Here is a 15389-nt window from a genome sequence, read left to right as displayed (position 1 = left end):
ATCGGCGCTCCAAGCTCAAAGCCGCCGTTTAGTTTTGAACGGCGGCTTTTTTGATCTGGTCCCTCTTGTAAAAATCAATATACGTTATATTTAATTGTATACTGATGATGAGGTGCCAGGATGGATGCGACTTCGGGCGGCGCGCCCGCTCTAGAAAACAAGATGACGCGCACGGAAATGGAGGGGCGGGCAACCGAGGTTGCCGAACTTCTCAAGACGCTGTCGCACCCGGCGCGGCTTATGCTGGCCTGCACCCTTGCAGAGCGGGAATATTCCGTCGGCGAGCTTGAAGGCGTACTCGGCATTCACCAGCCGACGCTGTCGCAGCAACTGGGCGTGCTGCGAGAAGCGGGCATCGTCGAAACCCGCCGTGATGCGAAGCAGATTTTTTACCGGCTGACGGAAGCCAAGGCCGCACAGCTCATTGAGGCGCTCTACGGCATTTTCTGCACACCGGAGGCCCGGTCATGATTGCAACCTATCTGCAATCGCTGGCGGGTGGCATGCTGCTCGGCCTTTCCGCAGTCCTGCTTCTCGTGTTCAACGGGCGCATAGCCGGGATCAGCGGCATCGTTGGAAGGCTTCTGGGTGGTAAACAGATTCCAGCCAATGCGGTCTTTGTCGTCGGCCTCGTTCTGGGGCCGATCATCTATGCTGCGATCTATGGTTCCTTCCCCCCGGTCACAATGGCCATGTCCTGGCCCGTTATTGTCGTGGCGGGACTTCTGGTCGGTATCGGCACCCGCATGGGATCGGGCTGCACATCCGGTCATGGTATCCTCGGCATGGCGCGGTTTTCCAGGCGGTCGATAGCCGCAACGCTCACCTTTCTTGTAACCGGCATTGTGGTGGCCAGCATTTCGGGAGCACTCCTATGAAACAGTCGGCATATGCGCGTCTGGCCATGACGCTGCTTGCGGGCGCGATCTTCGGTTTTGGACTGTCTCTGTCGGGCATGATCGATCCGTCGCGTGTGACGGGCTTCCTGAATGTTACCAGCGGCCATTGGGACCCGAGCCTTGCCTTCGTGCTCGGCGGTGCTCTTCTGGTGGCGGTCCCCGGCGTGATGCTGCAGCGGCGTATGGCGCGGCCAGTGCTGGACCAGTCTTTCCATCTGCCGGAAAAGACCGAAATCGACGGGTGGCTGATTGTCGGCTCTGCCATTTTCGGCGCGGGGTGGGGGTTGGCTGGCTTTTGTCCCGGCCCTGTCGTGTCCGCACTTTCCATGGGGCTGCCGCAGGTCTGGTTGTTCGTTGCGATGATGGTTTTGGGAATGATTTTCCACGATCGTATTATGACGCGGTCGTCATAGGAAAATCATTCCGGATAGCGAAATTCCAGACAAAAGGCAGCAGAAGCATTCAAATCTTGAACTCTTTGGTCAAATTACCCTTTTAATAGGGAGATGAATGAGTTAGGCACCCTTTGAAAGATATTGAGGGAGCCACGCCATGGCTGGATTGCTGAAACGCTTTGCCGGATATTATCGTCCGCATCGTGGGCTGTTCGCGCTGGACTTTACCAGCGCGGTGGCCTCTGGCCTGCTTGAGCTTGCCTTTCCGGTCGCCGTTACGCTTTTCATAGACAAGCTATTGCCGACCGGCCAGCTCGGCGTGATCGCCATTGCCGCGGTCGGCCTGCTGGCCATTTACGTCGTCAATGCCTTCCTGCAGGTCATCGTGACCTATTGGGGGCATATGCTTGGCATCAAGATCGAGACGGAGATGCGCCGCAAGGCCTTCGATCATCTGCAGAAACTCTCCTTCGGCTTCTTCGATAATCAGAAGACCGGCCATCTTGTGGCGCGACTGACCAAGGATCTGGAAGAGATCGGCGAAGTGGCGCATCACGGACCGGAAGATGTCTTCATCGCGATCATGACCCTGATTGGCGCCTTCATCCTGATGCTGTGGGTGCATCCGCCGCTGGCGCTGATTACTGCTGTCATCGTTCCGCTGTCGGCCTATGTCACCGCCCGCTATGGCGGGCGCATGACGAACACGTGGCACGCTCTTTACCGGCGCGTCGGCGATTTCAACGCCCGTATCGAGGAGAATGTCGGCGGCATCCGCGTCGTTCAGGCCTTTACGAACGAAGATCACGAACGCCAGCTTTTCGCGGAGAGCAATAACAAATATCTCACCACCAAGCTCGCCGCCTATAAGATCATGGCTGCATCGATGTCGCTGTCCTATCTGTCGATGCGCTTTGTGCAGGTGGTGGTGATGCTGGCAGGCGCCTGGTTCGTGGTGCGCGGCGAACTGACCGCTGGCGGATTTGTCGGCTTCCTGCTGCTGGTGAATGTGTTCTTCCGCCCGATTGAAAAGATCAATTCAGTCATCGAGACCTATCCGAAGGGCATTGCCGGTTTTCAACGCTACACGGAGTTTCTCGACACGCGCCCGGATATTGCAGACCGCCCCGGTGCGCAGTCCGTTGCACGTCTGACCGGCAATATTGACTATCGCGATGTCAGTTTCGGCTATAGCACCGAGCGCCCCATTGTCGACGGTCTCGATATTTCCATTGGTGCTGGCGAAACGATTGCCTTCGTTGGTCCTTCCGGTGCAGGCAAGACGACGATCTGTTCGCTGCTACCGCGCTTCTATGATGTGACGAAGGGCGCAATCCTTGCCGACGGCATCGACATTCGCGATATGACCCTGAAGTCTCTGCGGTCGAATATCGGTATTGTCAGTCAGGATGTGTTCCTGTTCGCCGGAACGATCCGCGAAAACATCGCCTATGGCCGTCTCGATGCGACCGACGCGGAAATCGTCGAGGCTGCGCGCCGCGCGCGACTTGATGGCGTGATCGCCAATCTGCCGGAAGGTTATGACACGGTTATTGGCGAGCGTGGCGTCAAGCTTTCCGGCGGGCAGAAGCAGCGCATGGCCATTGCGCGCATCTTCCTGAAGAACCCCCCGATCCTGATCCTCGATGAGGCGACTTCCGCACTCGATACGGAAACCGAACGTGCCATCCAGCAATCGCTCGCCGAGCTTTCGCGGGGGCGCACGACGCTGGTGATCGCACATCGCCTTGCAACCATCGTCAATGCCGACCGCATTCTGGTGGTGGAAGGCGGGCGGATTGCCGAACAGGGAAGTCATGCCGAGCTTCTGGCTATGAAGGACGGACGCTACAAGCGCCTGCATATTGCCCAGGCCGGGCTGGATCAGGGGCATTATTCAGCGGCGGAATAGGCCGAACAACTGAAACAAAAAAGGGAGGCGTTAAACCTCCCTTTTTCATGCAGCTTTGTTGCCGTGTTTTAGAGCGCTGATCTGATTGGATCAGATCGGCGCTCTAATCTTTTGTTTTTACGCGCATCTTTTCCGAAAACCGTTTCACACTTTTCGGGATGCGCTCTAGTAAAGCACGTTCTTGGCTTCCGGCTGGTCGATATTGTCCTTGGTGACGACGACAGCGCCCGTATCGACGACCTTCTCGACCTTTTCCTTGTTCAGCACCTTCAACAGGGTTTCGATGCCCTTTTCGCCCATCTGGTAGGAACCCTGAACGACGATGGCATTGAGCGTGCCGTCCTTGACGAATTCCTGCAGGTCCTGATTGCCGTCGAAGCCGATGGCAGTCAGCTTGCCGGACTTGCCTGCCTGCTTGATCGCGCGACCCATGCCGATGGCTGTCGGTTCATTGGCACCGAAGATGCCGACGAGGTCGCCATTGGCTGCCAGAACGTCGGTGGTCTGGTTGAGCGCCGTCGCCATCTGCGATTGCGAGTAGTAAGGGCCGACGACTTCCAGCTTGGAATTGGCCTTGATGTAATCCACGAAGCCGCCGACGCGACCGATTTCCGAGCCAGCGCCCGCAACATAGGACATGACGGCGATCTTGCCGGTCGTACCGGCCTTGTCGATCAGGGCCTTGGCTGCCGCTTCACCAGCCTTGCGGTTATCGGTGGCGAGGAACGACTGGTAGTATTTGTCGGCGCCATCGGCGAGCTGCGAGTCGATGATGACGACCGGAATGCGGGCTTCCCACGCTTTCTTCACGGCAGGTGTCAGCGCATCCGGATCGGATGGGGCAAGAAGGATTGCATCCACTTTGCGGTTCACGGCATTTTCCACCATGTTCACCTGATCGGCGATGGCCGATTCAGCCGCCGGACCCTGGAAGGTCATGGTGTGATCCTTGGAATCCTTGATCGCAGCTTCGGCACCCTTCTGAACGTTCTGCCAGAAAGTCGAATTCACGGTCTTGACGATAACGGCGATTTCGCCCGCCGAAGCGCCTGCCGCCCCCGCAAGCACAAAGGCCGAAGCCATCAATGCAGAAACCAGTTTACGCATGTTTTCCTCCTGTTATCGAGCTCTTGGCTCTACCCTTTTCCGGAATGCCTGACGCATTCCGTCTCCCCTCTCATCGACGGTTGCGCATCTGGTCGATCCATACGGTGACCAGAATGACGAGGCCGATGATGATCTGCTGTGTGAAAGCGGAAATGCCGTTCATGTTGAGGCCGTTCCGCAGGATTCCGATGACGAACGAACCGATGAACGTGCCCGAAATCGTACCTACGCCGCCGATGAGCGAAGTGCCGCCGATGACCGCGCTCGCAATGGCGTCGAGCTCATAGGCGACGCCTTCATTTGGCTGTGCAGTCACGAGGCGGGACATGAGAACACAGCCCGTCAGGCCAGCCAGTGTTCCCGATACGACATAGGTGAAGGCCGTTACGCGGGCGACGTTGACGCCCGAAAGCCGCGCAGCCTCGGCATTCGATCCGATGGCATAGATATGGCGACCAAGTACGGTGCGATTCAACACGAGTGCTGCCGCAATCGCGATCACAATCATCAGCACCACCGGGTAGGGGATGCCGGGAAAGGTGACGACCGGAAAGCCCTGTTCGTCAATGCTCTCGATGCGAAACAGCGAGCCGTTGCCCAGCACGCCGAAGGATTCGCCAAGGCCGGAGACGGCGCGCGCACCGGTGATCTGAAGAGCGACACCGCGCGCAATCAGCATCATACCGAGCGTGGCAATGAAGGGTGGCAGTTTGAGTTTTGTGATGACGACGCCGTTGATGAGGCCGCAGAGCGATCCCGTCAATATGCCGAGCAACATGGCGAGCGGGATGGGCAGCGAAAGGTCCTTGACCGCAAGAGCTGCTACCACACCGGCAAGCGCCAGAACCGAGCCGACCGAAAGATCGATGCCGCCGGTTATGATGACATAGGTTGCGCCGATGCCGAGAAACGCGATCGAGGTCACCTGCAAGGCGATGGTCATCGCATTGTTGACGGTCATGAAGGCGCTGCTGGTGACGGAAAAGATCGCCGCCAGAATGATAAGGCTGCCGACAGCCGCAAATTTCTGGATGATATCCTTCTGACGGTCGCTGAGCCCCTTGGATTTTGCCGTCTGCTGGGGCTTGTCCGTAGTGATTTCGGCCATTACTGCGTCCTCATTTGTCCTGCCGGCCCCGACCGGAGGCATAAGTCATGATTTCTTCCTGCGATGTCGCAGCCGTGTTCAGGACGGCGGTGATGCGTCCCTCGTGAAAGACCGCAACGCGGTCCGAAAGCCCCAGAATTTCCGGCAGTTCCGAACTAATCAGCACAATGCCGATACCCCTTGCGGCGAGTTCGTCCATGATCTGGTAGATCGCAAATTTTGCACCGACATCGATGCCTCGCGTCGGCTCGTCGAAGAACATGATACGCGGTTCGCGGAACAGCCATTTGCCGATGATGATCTTCTGCTGATTGCCGCCCGAAAGCAGTCGAACGGGCTGGGCCAGCCCCGGCGTCTTGATATTGAGAAGATCGACATAACGCTGGCTCGCCTGTCGTTGCCGCTCGAAATCGATCACGCCATAGGCGCTGCTGATCGCTTCCATATTGGCGAGCGTGAGATTGGCATCGACTGGCATCTTGACCGCCAGTCCCTGCGCCTTGCGGTCTTCCGACAGATAGGCGACGCCTGCCTCGATGGCGTCGCGGGGGCTGGAGATGGAAAGCGTTTCGCCTTCGAGCACGATGGTTCCGGCATCGTGCGGATCGGCGCCGAAAATAGCGCGCGCTACTTCCGTGCGCCCCGCACCCATCAGTCCGGCAAAGCCGAGGATTTCTCCGCGCTTGAGTTCAAAGCCGATATTCTCGAAGAGGCCGTTCCGCGTCAGTCCGGCGACGGAGAAAATCACTTCCTCCGTTGGTTTTCTTGTCGGTTCCGGAAATTTTTCATCAAGCGAGCGCCCGACCATCCCGGCTACGATTTCATCGACGGTCACAGCGTCAAAGTCCTTGGTCCAGACATAGCGTCCGTCGCGCAGGATGGTGACGCGGTCGACGATCTCCGCCATTTCATCGAGACGGTGCGAAATATAGACGATGCCGGTGCCTTGCGCTTTCAGTTCGCGGATGACCTTGAACAGAAGCTGCGCTTCCTGTTCGGTTAGCGAGGAGGTCGGCTCGTCCATGATGAGGACAGAGGCATTGAGCGATAGTGCCTTGGCGATCTCAACCATCTGGCATTGTGCGACTGACAGGTTCAGCACCTGCGCGGACGGGTCGATCTTGACGCCAAGCCGGTCGAGGCAGTGCTGCGCGTCCTGCTTCAGCTTGCGACGATCGACGAAGAAGCCGCGTTTCGGCTCGCGTGCAAGATAGATGTTTTCGGCAACGCTCAAATGCGGAACGAGGTTCAGTTCCTGATGGATGATGGCAACGCCCGCCGCTTCCGATTCAAGTGTCGAGGCAAAACGGACAGGTTGGTCGCGATAATGGATCGTCCCGCCATCCGGCTGATAGACGCCGCTGACGATCTTCATCAGGGTCGATTTGCCCGCGCCATTTTCGCCGCAGACGGCATGAACTTCGCCCGCCCGCAATTCGAAGCTGACATTCGACAGGGCTTTGACGCCCGGAAATTCTTTGGAAACGGAATCCAGCTTGAGCAAGATAGGCGCGGTATCGGCGCGCGCTGTCGCTGACGGCAATCCTCCCATCGCGCTTCCTCCCTCGCGCAAAGTTTCGTCACCTATGAATGGAAGAAGTAGAAGCCTGCTGGTTTCTGGTCAAGCCAATTTTGCGCGAGCGGTAAAAAACCCGCTGCATAGCTGGCAGGCTCACCTGAATTTGGACTATTAGACCTAATTGGCCTGACCAGACGGTGGTTTTACGGTTTTACCTGCATTATGAATCATTTACTGGAAAGAAGAGAAAAGGCGGGCGCCACCGGCCAGAAGAGAGCGAATAACTACTGCAAATCTGCCAGTATCGCAGTATTTTATGCGGCCGCCTCTGGAAAGAGGGGCGGTTCCTTTCTATCATTATATTCCGATTATCTGATCCCGAGGGGCAGTTTTGTACTTTGAAATAATTACGGTCGTGCTGTTGACGATCCTCAATGGCGTTCTCGCCATGTCGGAACTCGCAGTGGTTTCCTCCCGTCCGGCACGACTGAGGGTATTGGCCGACAAGGGCAGCCGCGGCGCCCGCATGGCCATCGAGCTTGCCGATAATCCCGGCCGTTTCCTGTCCACCGTCCAGATCGGCATAACGCTGGTAGGCATTCTGTCGGGTGCATTTTCCGGCGCGACGCTTGGCGCACGCCTATCGGGTTGGCTTCTGGGACAAGGTTTATCGCCAGCCCTTGCCGATGCGCTCGGCGTCGGTTCGGTTGTGGTGCTCATCACCTATCTGTCGCTGATCGTTGGCGAACTCGTGCCCAAGCAGATCGCGCTGCGTGAGCCGGAAGCCGTTGCAAGCCGCGTCGCCCCGACGATGACGCTATTGTCCAGGCTGGCGGCACCTTTGGTTTGGCTCCTCGATACTTCGGGCCGTCTGGTGCTGAAGCTGCTCGGCCAGTCGGGTAAGACAAGCGACGGAGTGACCGACGAAGAGATCAAGTCCGTGCTTGCCGAAGCGCATAGTGCAGGCGTGATCGAGACGGGGGAATCCCGTATGATCGCAGGCGTGATGCGCCTGGCCGACCGGACGGCGCGCGGGTTGATGACGCCGCGCATGGATGTCGAAATGGTCGATATAGACGATAGCTTCGATGAAATCCGCGAACAGTTGCAGAATACAAGCCGGTCACGGCTTCCGGTGCGCGGCGAGGATTCCGACGAGGTGATCGGCGTCCTGCAGGTGCGCGACTTCTTCAATCAGCTCTCCTCGAAAGGCAGCGTCAATCTGCGCGACATCGTGCGGGACGTTCCGGTCGTGTCGGATTTTTCCGATGCGCTTGACGTGGTGGAAGCCATTCGCGGTACGCCGACGCATATGGTGCTTGTCTATGACGAGTACGGCCATTTTGAAGGTGTGATTACTGCGGGCGACGTGATCGAGGCCATTATCGGCGCGATGCAGGATGAAGATCACGTCGAGGAAAAGGCAATCGTGCGCCGTGCGGATGGTTCCTATCTCGTTTCGGGCTGGATGCCGATTGACGAGTTCTCCGAGTTTCTGCGGTTCCCGATAGACGACGATGCGGAATACAATACTGTTGCCGGGCTGGCGCTTGAGGAAATGAAGCATCTGCCAGATGTGGGCGAAACATTCGTCAAGCACGGATGGGTGTTTGAAATTGTCGATCTTGACGGGCGTCGGATCGACAAGCTGCTGCTGACAGCGGAAGAGCAGCCGACAGAGTAGTTTGCGGGTGGCGCGCCTTAACTATTGTTGAGAGCGTGCCGCAATCAGCTTGTCGTTAGAGCATTTCCAATGTTTCAGTTTAAACTGGAAATGCTCAATCTCTTTGTTTTTCGCATGCCTTGATCCCAAAACCGGTTCCACTTTTGGGGGCATGCTCCGGCATGCCTTCTTCACCAAAGTAATCGTCTTGATTGAACTGCCGTACCATTGGCATTTTAGATTACATGCATGTTATACTTGCCAATTGGGGGCAGGTTTGCTGTCATTCCTTTTTGATCAGGACAGGAGGGGCGTCCTGATCAAAAAAGCTGAACGTGCTCTGGCCAGTGGTGGCGTTTAAATGGGGTCGAGAACTGAATATTGGCTTCAACTGGTCAGGTCGGCATATGGCAGGCAGGACAGTCCGATAGCCGACAAGATACTTGCGGACCAGCTCAGGGAGATTTGCGACGGCGCGCGCTTTTCGATGCCTATCAGCACGATTCTGTCCGTGCTCATATTGCTGGTCCAGATTGCTGCCGGGCATTTCTGGATGCCCATTATCTGGTTCGCGCTGGTCAATATCATCAATGCGCTGCGCTTTATCGATGCCATTGCCTATTATAGAAGCCCGGCTGCGCCAGTTGAGAATATGGCAGTTCTTCAGCGCCAGCTTGCCCGCTTTCAACTGCTTGGCGCACTGGCCGGTGTCGTCTGGGCTGGCGTTGCCATTCTTTCCCATGGGTTCTCTGATCCCCAATCGTCAGTCTATCTGGTCATCCTGGCTGGCATATGCGCGGGCGCCGTTACCTACGGCTCGTCCTATGCTGTCGTTGCAATCAATTTCATAACGCCGCCCCTTGTCGTGACGGTGGTGTGTCTGGCCCTGCAGGCCGACTTGCAATATGGCGTCATTGCTGTTGCCGTGGTGCTGTTCTGGGTCGGGCTTACACGCGGCGCACTTTTGGGGCAGAACCGCTTCATTCAGACGAGCAGGCTGAAACATGAGGCCAAGCAGCTTGCAGACGAAATGGCGCTCAAATCACAGGAAGATCCGCTGACGGGGCTCTTCAACCGGCGCGGCCTTGAAACCTCCATTCGCCTTTATCCTGTGAAGGAAGGCCCGTTCATCGTCATGCTGATCGATCTGGACGGGTTCAAGTCAGTCAACGATACCTATGGCCATAAGGTGGGCGATGATCTTCTTGTCGCCATTGCGCAGCGTATCCGTCAGGTCTCGCCGGAGCGTTCCGTTCTGGCGCGTATCGGCGGCGATGAATTCGTGCTCGTCTATCCCGAACCTCCGGCAAAGATCGAGGCCGGATTGGTGGCCGCCCGCATTATCGGCAGTCTGACCGCCCATTATGAGGGTATTTTGTCGGTGGAGATCGGCGCCTGTGTCGGTATCTGTCGGCTGGAGCGTCTTGATCCGGTCGAGATGCTGCTGCGCGCCGACTTTGCGCTTTATGCCGCCAAGAAACGCGGTCGCAACGAATATTACTTTTTCGAGAAGCGACTTCAGCACGAGTGGGAGCGCAAGCAAAGCATCGAGCGTGATCTGCGCATCGCAATCGAAACCGGGCAGGTGCAAACCTATTTCCAGCCGGTGGTGGAACTCTCCAGCGGGCACATGATCGGTTTCGAGGCTCTGCTGCGCTGGGATCATCCGCAGCACGGCACAATTCCCCCGCCGGAAATCATCGATGTCGCCTGCGAAGTGGGTGTGGTGCGACAACTCACGCATAATGTGCTCTTCAATTGCTGCGAGATGATCGACAAGCTCACCGAGAGCGGACGCAGCGATTTGACCGTCGCCATGAACCTGTCGCCGCGCGAGCTGGCAGGCGGCCGGATTCCGCATGAAATACTGTCCCAGATGGAAAGGCGTGATCTGACGATTTCCATGCTCGAGATCGAGATTACGGAGGAAACTCCCTTCGATCAGCGCGGGATGAACGACAGTCTGGGCGCGTTGTCGAACGCCGGTGTCTCTATCGCGCTGGACGACTTCGGCACCGGCTTTGCGACCTTCGCCTCGTTGAAGAAGGGGCTCATCACCAAGATCAAGATCGACAAGGTTTTCGTGCGCGGTATCGCCGATTCCGAGGGCGACCAGCATATCGTGCGGGCTATGGTCGAGCTGGGCGATGCCCTTGGCATCAAGGTTACTGCCGAGGGCATCGAGACGGAGGAAGACCGCGATACGCTATGTAAACTTGGCTGCAACAGCGGGCAGGGTTTCCTGTTTGCGCCCGCTCTGCCGATGAGCATGGCGCTGGATGCACTTGCACGCTCAAGCGCCAGTTCACGGCTCGATCAGGCTGTCCGGTAGTTCAGGCGGATAATCCATCTCGATCTCGTCCAGACCGTAGATTGGGTTCTTGAGGTTGGGGCCAGTCACAACAGGGCGAATCTTGTATTTCCCGACAGCCAGTCCTTCCGGGAAGAAGGACGAATAGGCGTCGTCATCATCAACAGGGTGATAGATCACATATTGGCCGTTTCGCTTCTGGACGGGATTATCGTCGAGCGTTTCGCTCTTTCCCGGCTCCAGGGTCTTGTTGAAGAGGTCATAGAGCTTATGCGTGGTCTGCTGGCCGTCGACAGATGTGAAAATCAGGTGCAATTCGCCATAGCTCAGTTCCACGGCTTCGCGGCTTTCATTTGCCAGCGTCAGCGTGAACAGGTGCTTGTAGTAATCCTGATCCTTGTCGACCCCGCTGTAATCCGCGAGACCAAGTTCCAGTGATTGCGGCTTTTGTCCGTTATCTGCCTGCCATACCGCAAGATCATAGGCTTCTTTCAGGGATATCCAGCTTTCCAGCGGTCCGGTTTTGCCCTGATAGGCGATCTTCATCCAGTCATCACCGGCATAAGCAAGTTTGCGTACCTTGTCGCCTCTGGCCAGATGGGAGCTTGTAGCGCTTTGCCGGTCAGGATTGCTGTACAGGGTCAGCTTTTCCCGCGGGACTTCCCAGCCTTGTTCCGTTTCATCCGGTGCGAGAGGCACTTCAAGAACGCTGTTTCCCTGTGCGTCATAGGTGACCATGCGCATGGGTTTTATCAGGTAGGGCCAGCCGGACATCTGCTCTTCCGGGCGCGACTGTTCGACAAGCCGCACCGTCTGGTCGCGATCGATCGACAGGATGTCTACCCGGCTATAATGCCCGTCCAGACTGCAACTGCTTTTGATGAGCTTTCGCTCCGGGATGCGCTCGACATTCCATAGCTCGCCGCAGTTCAGTTTCCCGCCGATTTCGTCCTCGATTATCAGGGGAGAAAAGGCTTTGACCTTCGGATTGTAGAGATAAATCGCAACGCCGACATCGAGGCTTCCCGCTTCCCGCGCGCTCAAAGCGAAATCGGTGTAGCCATCGAAATCGTAATCACCAGTTTTAAAGCCGACAGGCCCGTCCAGCCCGTTGAGCCAGTCGGAATCCAGCAAAACGAGTTGCGACCCATCGGGCTGGACCAGAACATAACCCTCTTTGCGTCTTTCGACATGCGCGCTCACGCCGGGTTCTGGCAGGAGGCGAGGAAGATTTTCTTCCGCGAAAGCAAGGTTGATCTGGCCCGGCGATAGAAATGCCAGAGCAATCCCGAGTGCCGCAAGGTTGAAAAATCGTCTCATTGCCATCTGCTTGTTTGGTGTGGTCAGCTTTGCTTACACGAGGCGGGGCCGAAACGGGAGTTGTTCTTTCCTGTCATCCAAAGCTTGGTTGCAAACCAGATGAGATGTTATGGTCGCCTCAATGAGGGAGCGGCGGACGATGAACAGTGGAGGAAACGCGATGACCGATAAAAAACCTGACGGTCCGGTGCTTTTGTCGGGCGGCAATCCCCAGATTGCAAAAGGGGAAGGGGACGCGCCGGTTCAGGCCTATATCGCCGCCATGCCGGGCTGGAAAAGCGAAGCAGGTCGCCGCCTCGACGCTCTTGTCGTGCGGACCGTTCCCGACGTGCACAAGGCGGTTAAATGGAATTCTCCCTTCTATGGTTTGAAGGGGGAGGGCTGGTTCCTCAGCTATCATTGCTTCGACAAATATATAAAGGTGGCCTTCTTTCGTGGCGCAAAGCTGAAACCGATGCCGCCGGTCGAATCCAAGAGCCAGGACACGCGCTACTTCCATATTCATGAGCACGACGATGTGGATGAAGCCCAGCTGACGGACTGGATCAGACAGGCAAGTCTGCTGCCAGGCGAAAAAATGTAGGTTTGAGCGCAGATCGAAACGCGCTCTGGGAGGAGATATTTCATGGCAGACGATAATGAGGCTTCAAAGCTTATCGATGGGCGGATTGCCGAGCTAGGCGACTGGCGGGGCGCGACGCTTGCCAGAATGCGGGCGCTCATCAAAAAGGCCGATCCGGACGTGATCGAGGAATGGAAATGGCGCGGCGTTCCGGTTTGGTCGCATGACGGCATCATCTGCACCGGCGAAACTTACAAGAAGGTTGTCAAGCTGACCTTTGCCAATGGCGCAGCGCTGGACGATCCGGCCAGCATCTTCAATTCCAGTCTGGACGGTAATACGCGCCGCGCGCTCGATATAAGCGAGGGTGATAAGGTCGACGAGAATGCCTTCATTGCGCTCGTTCATGCCGCCATAGCGCATAATACAGCCAAGCGGGCGCAGCGAAAAACCAAACGCGGCTGACGACGTATCGGGCAATTGTGAGTATTGTCATGAGGTCCGCCGATTTTCGGCGGATTTTTCATGTGCATTCTGGTGTGTCTCGTGTTCGCCCTGTCGTGAAAACGGTTGTTTCAAAAATCGTGGGCACGAGAAATCGGAAAGCTAAAACATATATGTAGCTTGATGTTTATTACTGATGATTCCTCTTGTTCGATAATATTTATTTTAGCAATATCTAATTAATGCAAGAATAATTTCTATTTAATAATTTGTAATACTGATTCATTATCGTCCCAATCAGAAAATTAGTCATCGTTAGAACGATGATCTTTTTGCTGTGGCGATAACGAAGGGTATTCGGATGTGTATAGCCTGTAATCCTGGTATGGTGGCGTTCCTGCGGTCCACGGCCTCAAGACGTGATTTTCTCAAATATCTCGGCGCTGCCGCCGCAACTTCGGCTTTCGCCTGTTCTGCGCCGGGTATGGCCTTGGCACAGCAGGCTGCGGCACCGGCGGGCGACATCATCTTCAAGGGCGGGACGATCCTGACCATGAACGACAAGGCGCCGCGTGCCGAAGCGATTGCCGTTCGCGGCAACAAGATTTTGGCTGTTGGCAAGCTGGATGACGTGCAATCGGCCATCGGTTCCGGCGCGCAGGTGGTGGACCTTCAGGGCCGGACCCTGATGCCCGGCCTGATCGATCCGCATATGCATTTCGTGTTCACGGCCTTCGAGGATTGGATCGATGTCAGCCCGATCACGACACCGGATTACGCGACCGTCTGGTCGAAGCTGCAGAAGGGCGTGGCGGATGCCAAGCCGGGCGAATGGGTACGCGCACAGCAGTTTGATGCCAGCATCACCCGCGACGCCAAAATTCCGACGATTGCCGAACTGGATGCGCTTGCGCCCAACAATCCGTTCTTCATGCAGGAAAGCAACGGTCATATCGCCTATGCCAATAGTGCGGCCTTCAAGGCGGCAGGCATCACCCGCGAGACGCCTGATCCATCCGGTGCGCGCTTTGTGAAGGATGCCAATGGCAACCTGACCGGGCGTCTGGAAGAGATGGCGGCGCAGCAGGAATTCCTTGGCGTCATGCCGTCTCCGACGGCGGCGGATATGATCGGGCGCGTCCAGCGTTTTCTGGATCACGCAAGTTCCGTTGGCTGCACCATGCTGCACGATTGCGGCATCGGCATCATGGCTGGTGCGCAGGACCTGAAAATCCTCGATGCGGTTCTGGGCGAAGGCAAGGCCCCGGTGCGTTATCGCGGCATGCTCGTGTCCACGATCATGGATGAATGGGAAAAGGAAGGGATCAAGCCCGGTCGCGGCAACGATCTTTTCCGCGTCGATGGCATCAAGGCGTGGGCGGATGGCTCCAATCAGGCGCAGACCGGCTATATGCGCGAGAACTATCTGGGCACCGATGAACGTGGCGCACTGAACTACAGCCTGGAACAAGTCACGGACGTAATCCGCCGGGCGCATGATGGCGGCTGGCAGGTTGGCGTTCACGCCAATGGCGATGCGGCAATCGATATGGTTCTGGATGCTTACGAGGCCGTGCTCGGAAAGACCTCGAACAGCGATCTTCGCCATCGTATCGAACATTGCAGCGTTTTCCATCCGGAACAAATGGTGCGCATGAAGGATATGGGCGTTTCGCCGTCTTTCCTGATCGGCCATGTGCGCTGGTGGGGCAAGGCGTTTCGCGACCGTCTTCTGGGGCCTGAACGCGCCCGCTTCTATGATCCGTGTGCGTCGGCGCTGGCAGCGGGCCTCAAGATATCGCTTCATTCCGACTGGAACGTGACGCCGATCGAACCGCTGCGTTATGTCGAGGATGCCGTCACCCGCGTGATGAATGAAGGCGGCGACGTGTTCTTCCCTGAAGAGCGCATCCCGGTGGATGCAGCGCTGCGCGCCGTCACCATCGATGCGGCCTGGCAGTGCCATATGGAAGACCAGATCGGCTCGCTGGAAACCGGAAAGTTCGCAGACTTCGCCATTCTGGAAGAAGATCCCACCGCGCCCGATGTGAAGATCGGCAAGATCAAGGTCAGCGAAACCTGGATGGATGGCACCAAACGTTATGCGGCCTGAACGGAAAATCCGGCGACAGTGTGAAGACTGTCGCCG

The 15389-nt window shown here is 56.9% G+C and carries 13 protein-coding genes; 9 read left to right on the top strand and 4 right to left on the bottom strand.

What is annotated here, in order from left to right; translation table 11 throughout:
- Positions 1-120: 120 nt before the first annotated feature.
- The 4 genes from bigR to F9K94_RS18605 all read left to right on the top strand — a co-directional run bounded on the left by bigR (position 121) and on the right by F9K94_RS18605 (position 3206).
- A complete protein-coding gene (gene bigR, locus F9K94_RS18620; RefSeq protein WP_151647579.1) occupies positions 121-471 on the top strand; it encodes a sulfite-sensing transcriptional repressor BigR in 351 nt (116 codons plus the stop codon).
- The gene (locus F9K94_RS18615; RefSeq protein WP_151647577.1) at positions 468-878 is read left to right on the top strand and encodes a YeeE/YedE family protein; all 411 of its coding nucleotides are present in this window, start codon (positions 468-470) and stop codon (positions 876-878) included. The genes bigR and F9K94_RS18615 overlap by 4 nt, the downstream gene beginning before the upstream one ends.
- Positions 875-1312, top strand: coding sequence for a YeeE/YedE family protein (locus F9K94_RS18610; RefSeq protein WP_151647574.1), 438 nt, complete (start codon positions 875-877; stop codon positions 1310-1312). Before F9K94_RS18615 ends, F9K94_RS18610 begins: the two co-directional genes overlap by 4 nt.
- A gap of 139 nt (positions 1313-1451) precedes the next feature.
- On the top strand, positions 1452-3206 hold the full coding sequence (locus F9K94_RS18605) for an ABC transporter ATP-binding protein (protein ID WP_151647572.1): 1755 nt from the start codon (positions 1452-1454) through the stop codon (positions 3204-3206).
- Between the two features lie 165 nt (positions 3207-3371).
- Here the strand turns inward: F9K94_RS18605 and F9K94_RS18600 are convergent, their stop codons facing one another.
- From F9K94_RS18600 to F9K94_RS18590, 3 genes are all read right to left on the bottom strand, one after another.
- Entirely contained in the window at positions 3372-4313 is a 942-nt protein-coding gene (locus F9K94_RS18600; protein WP_061347770.1) for an ABC transporter substrate-binding protein, read from the bottom strand.
- 70 nt (positions 4314-4383) lie between these two features.
- Positions 4384-5421 carry an ABC transporter permease gene (locus F9K94_RS18595; protein ID WP_140021091.1) on the bottom strand — a complete coding sequence of 346 codons (1038 nt, stop codon included), beginning with the start codon at positions 5419-5421 and terminating at the stop codon, positions 4384-4386.
- Positions 5422-5431: 10 nt separating this feature from the next.
- Entirely contained in the window at positions 5432-6973 is a 1542-nt protein-coding gene (locus F9K94_RS18590; protein ID WP_151647570.1) for a sugar ABC transporter ATP-binding protein, read from the bottom strand.
- Between the two features lie 358 nt (positions 6974-7331).
- Between F9K94_RS18590 and F9K94_RS18585 the strand changes: the two genes are divergently transcribed.
- Complete coding sequence (locus F9K94_RS18585; protein WP_151647568.1) at positions 7332-8624, top strand: hemolysin family protein; 1293 nt, start codon at positions 7332-7334, stop codon at positions 8622-8624.
- Between the two features lie 340 nt (positions 8625-8964).
- Entirely contained in the window at positions 8965-10935 is a 1971-nt protein-coding gene (locus tag F9K94_RS18580; RefSeq protein ID WP_061347773.1) for a putative bifunctional diguanylate cyclase/phosphodiesterase, read from the top strand.
- Here F9K94_RS18580 and F9K94_RS18575 read toward each other — a convergent pair.
- Complete coding sequence (locus F9K94_RS18575) at positions 10909-12234, bottom strand: SH3 domain-containing protein (RefSeq protein ID WP_235920648.1); 1326 nt, start codon at positions 12232-12234, stop codon at positions 10909-10911. The genes F9K94_RS18580 and F9K94_RS18575 overlap by 27 nt on opposite strands.
- Positions 12235-12394: 160 nt before the next feature.
- Here F9K94_RS18575 and F9K94_RS18570 point away from each other — a divergent pair, with 160 nt between their 5' ends.
- The 3 genes from F9K94_RS18570 to F9K94_RS18560 all read left to right on the top strand — a co-directional run bounded on the left by F9K94_RS18570 (position 12395) and on the right by F9K94_RS18560 (position 15353).
- Positions 12395-12817 carry a DUF1801 domain-containing protein gene (locus F9K94_RS18570; protein WP_151647564.1) on the top strand — a complete coding sequence of 141 codons (423 nt, stop codon included), beginning with the start codon at positions 12395-12397 and terminating at the stop codon, positions 12815-12817.
- 42 nt (positions 12818-12859) lie between these two features.
- On the top strand, positions 12860-13261 hold the full coding sequence (locus F9K94_RS18565; RefSeq protein ID WP_151647562.1) for a DUF1801 domain-containing protein: 402 nt from the start codon (positions 12860-12862) through the stop codon (positions 13259-13261).
- A 340-nt stretch (positions 13262-13601) separates the two neighbouring features.
- Complete coding sequence (locus F9K94_RS18560) at positions 13602-15353, top strand: amidohydrolase (RefSeq protein ID WP_151647561.1); 1752 nt, start codon at positions 13602-13604, stop codon at positions 15351-15353.
- Positions 15354-15389 lie beyond the last annotated feature (36 nt).

Source organism: Brucella tritici (assembly GCF_008932285.1).
Taxonomy (GTDB): domain Bacteria; phylum Pseudomonadota; class Alphaproteobacteria; order Rhizobiales; family Rhizobiaceae; genus Brucella; species Brucella tritici.
The sequence above is the reverse complement of the archived record's forward strand: the minus strand, read 5'-3'. Positions and strand labels throughout refer to the sequence as shown.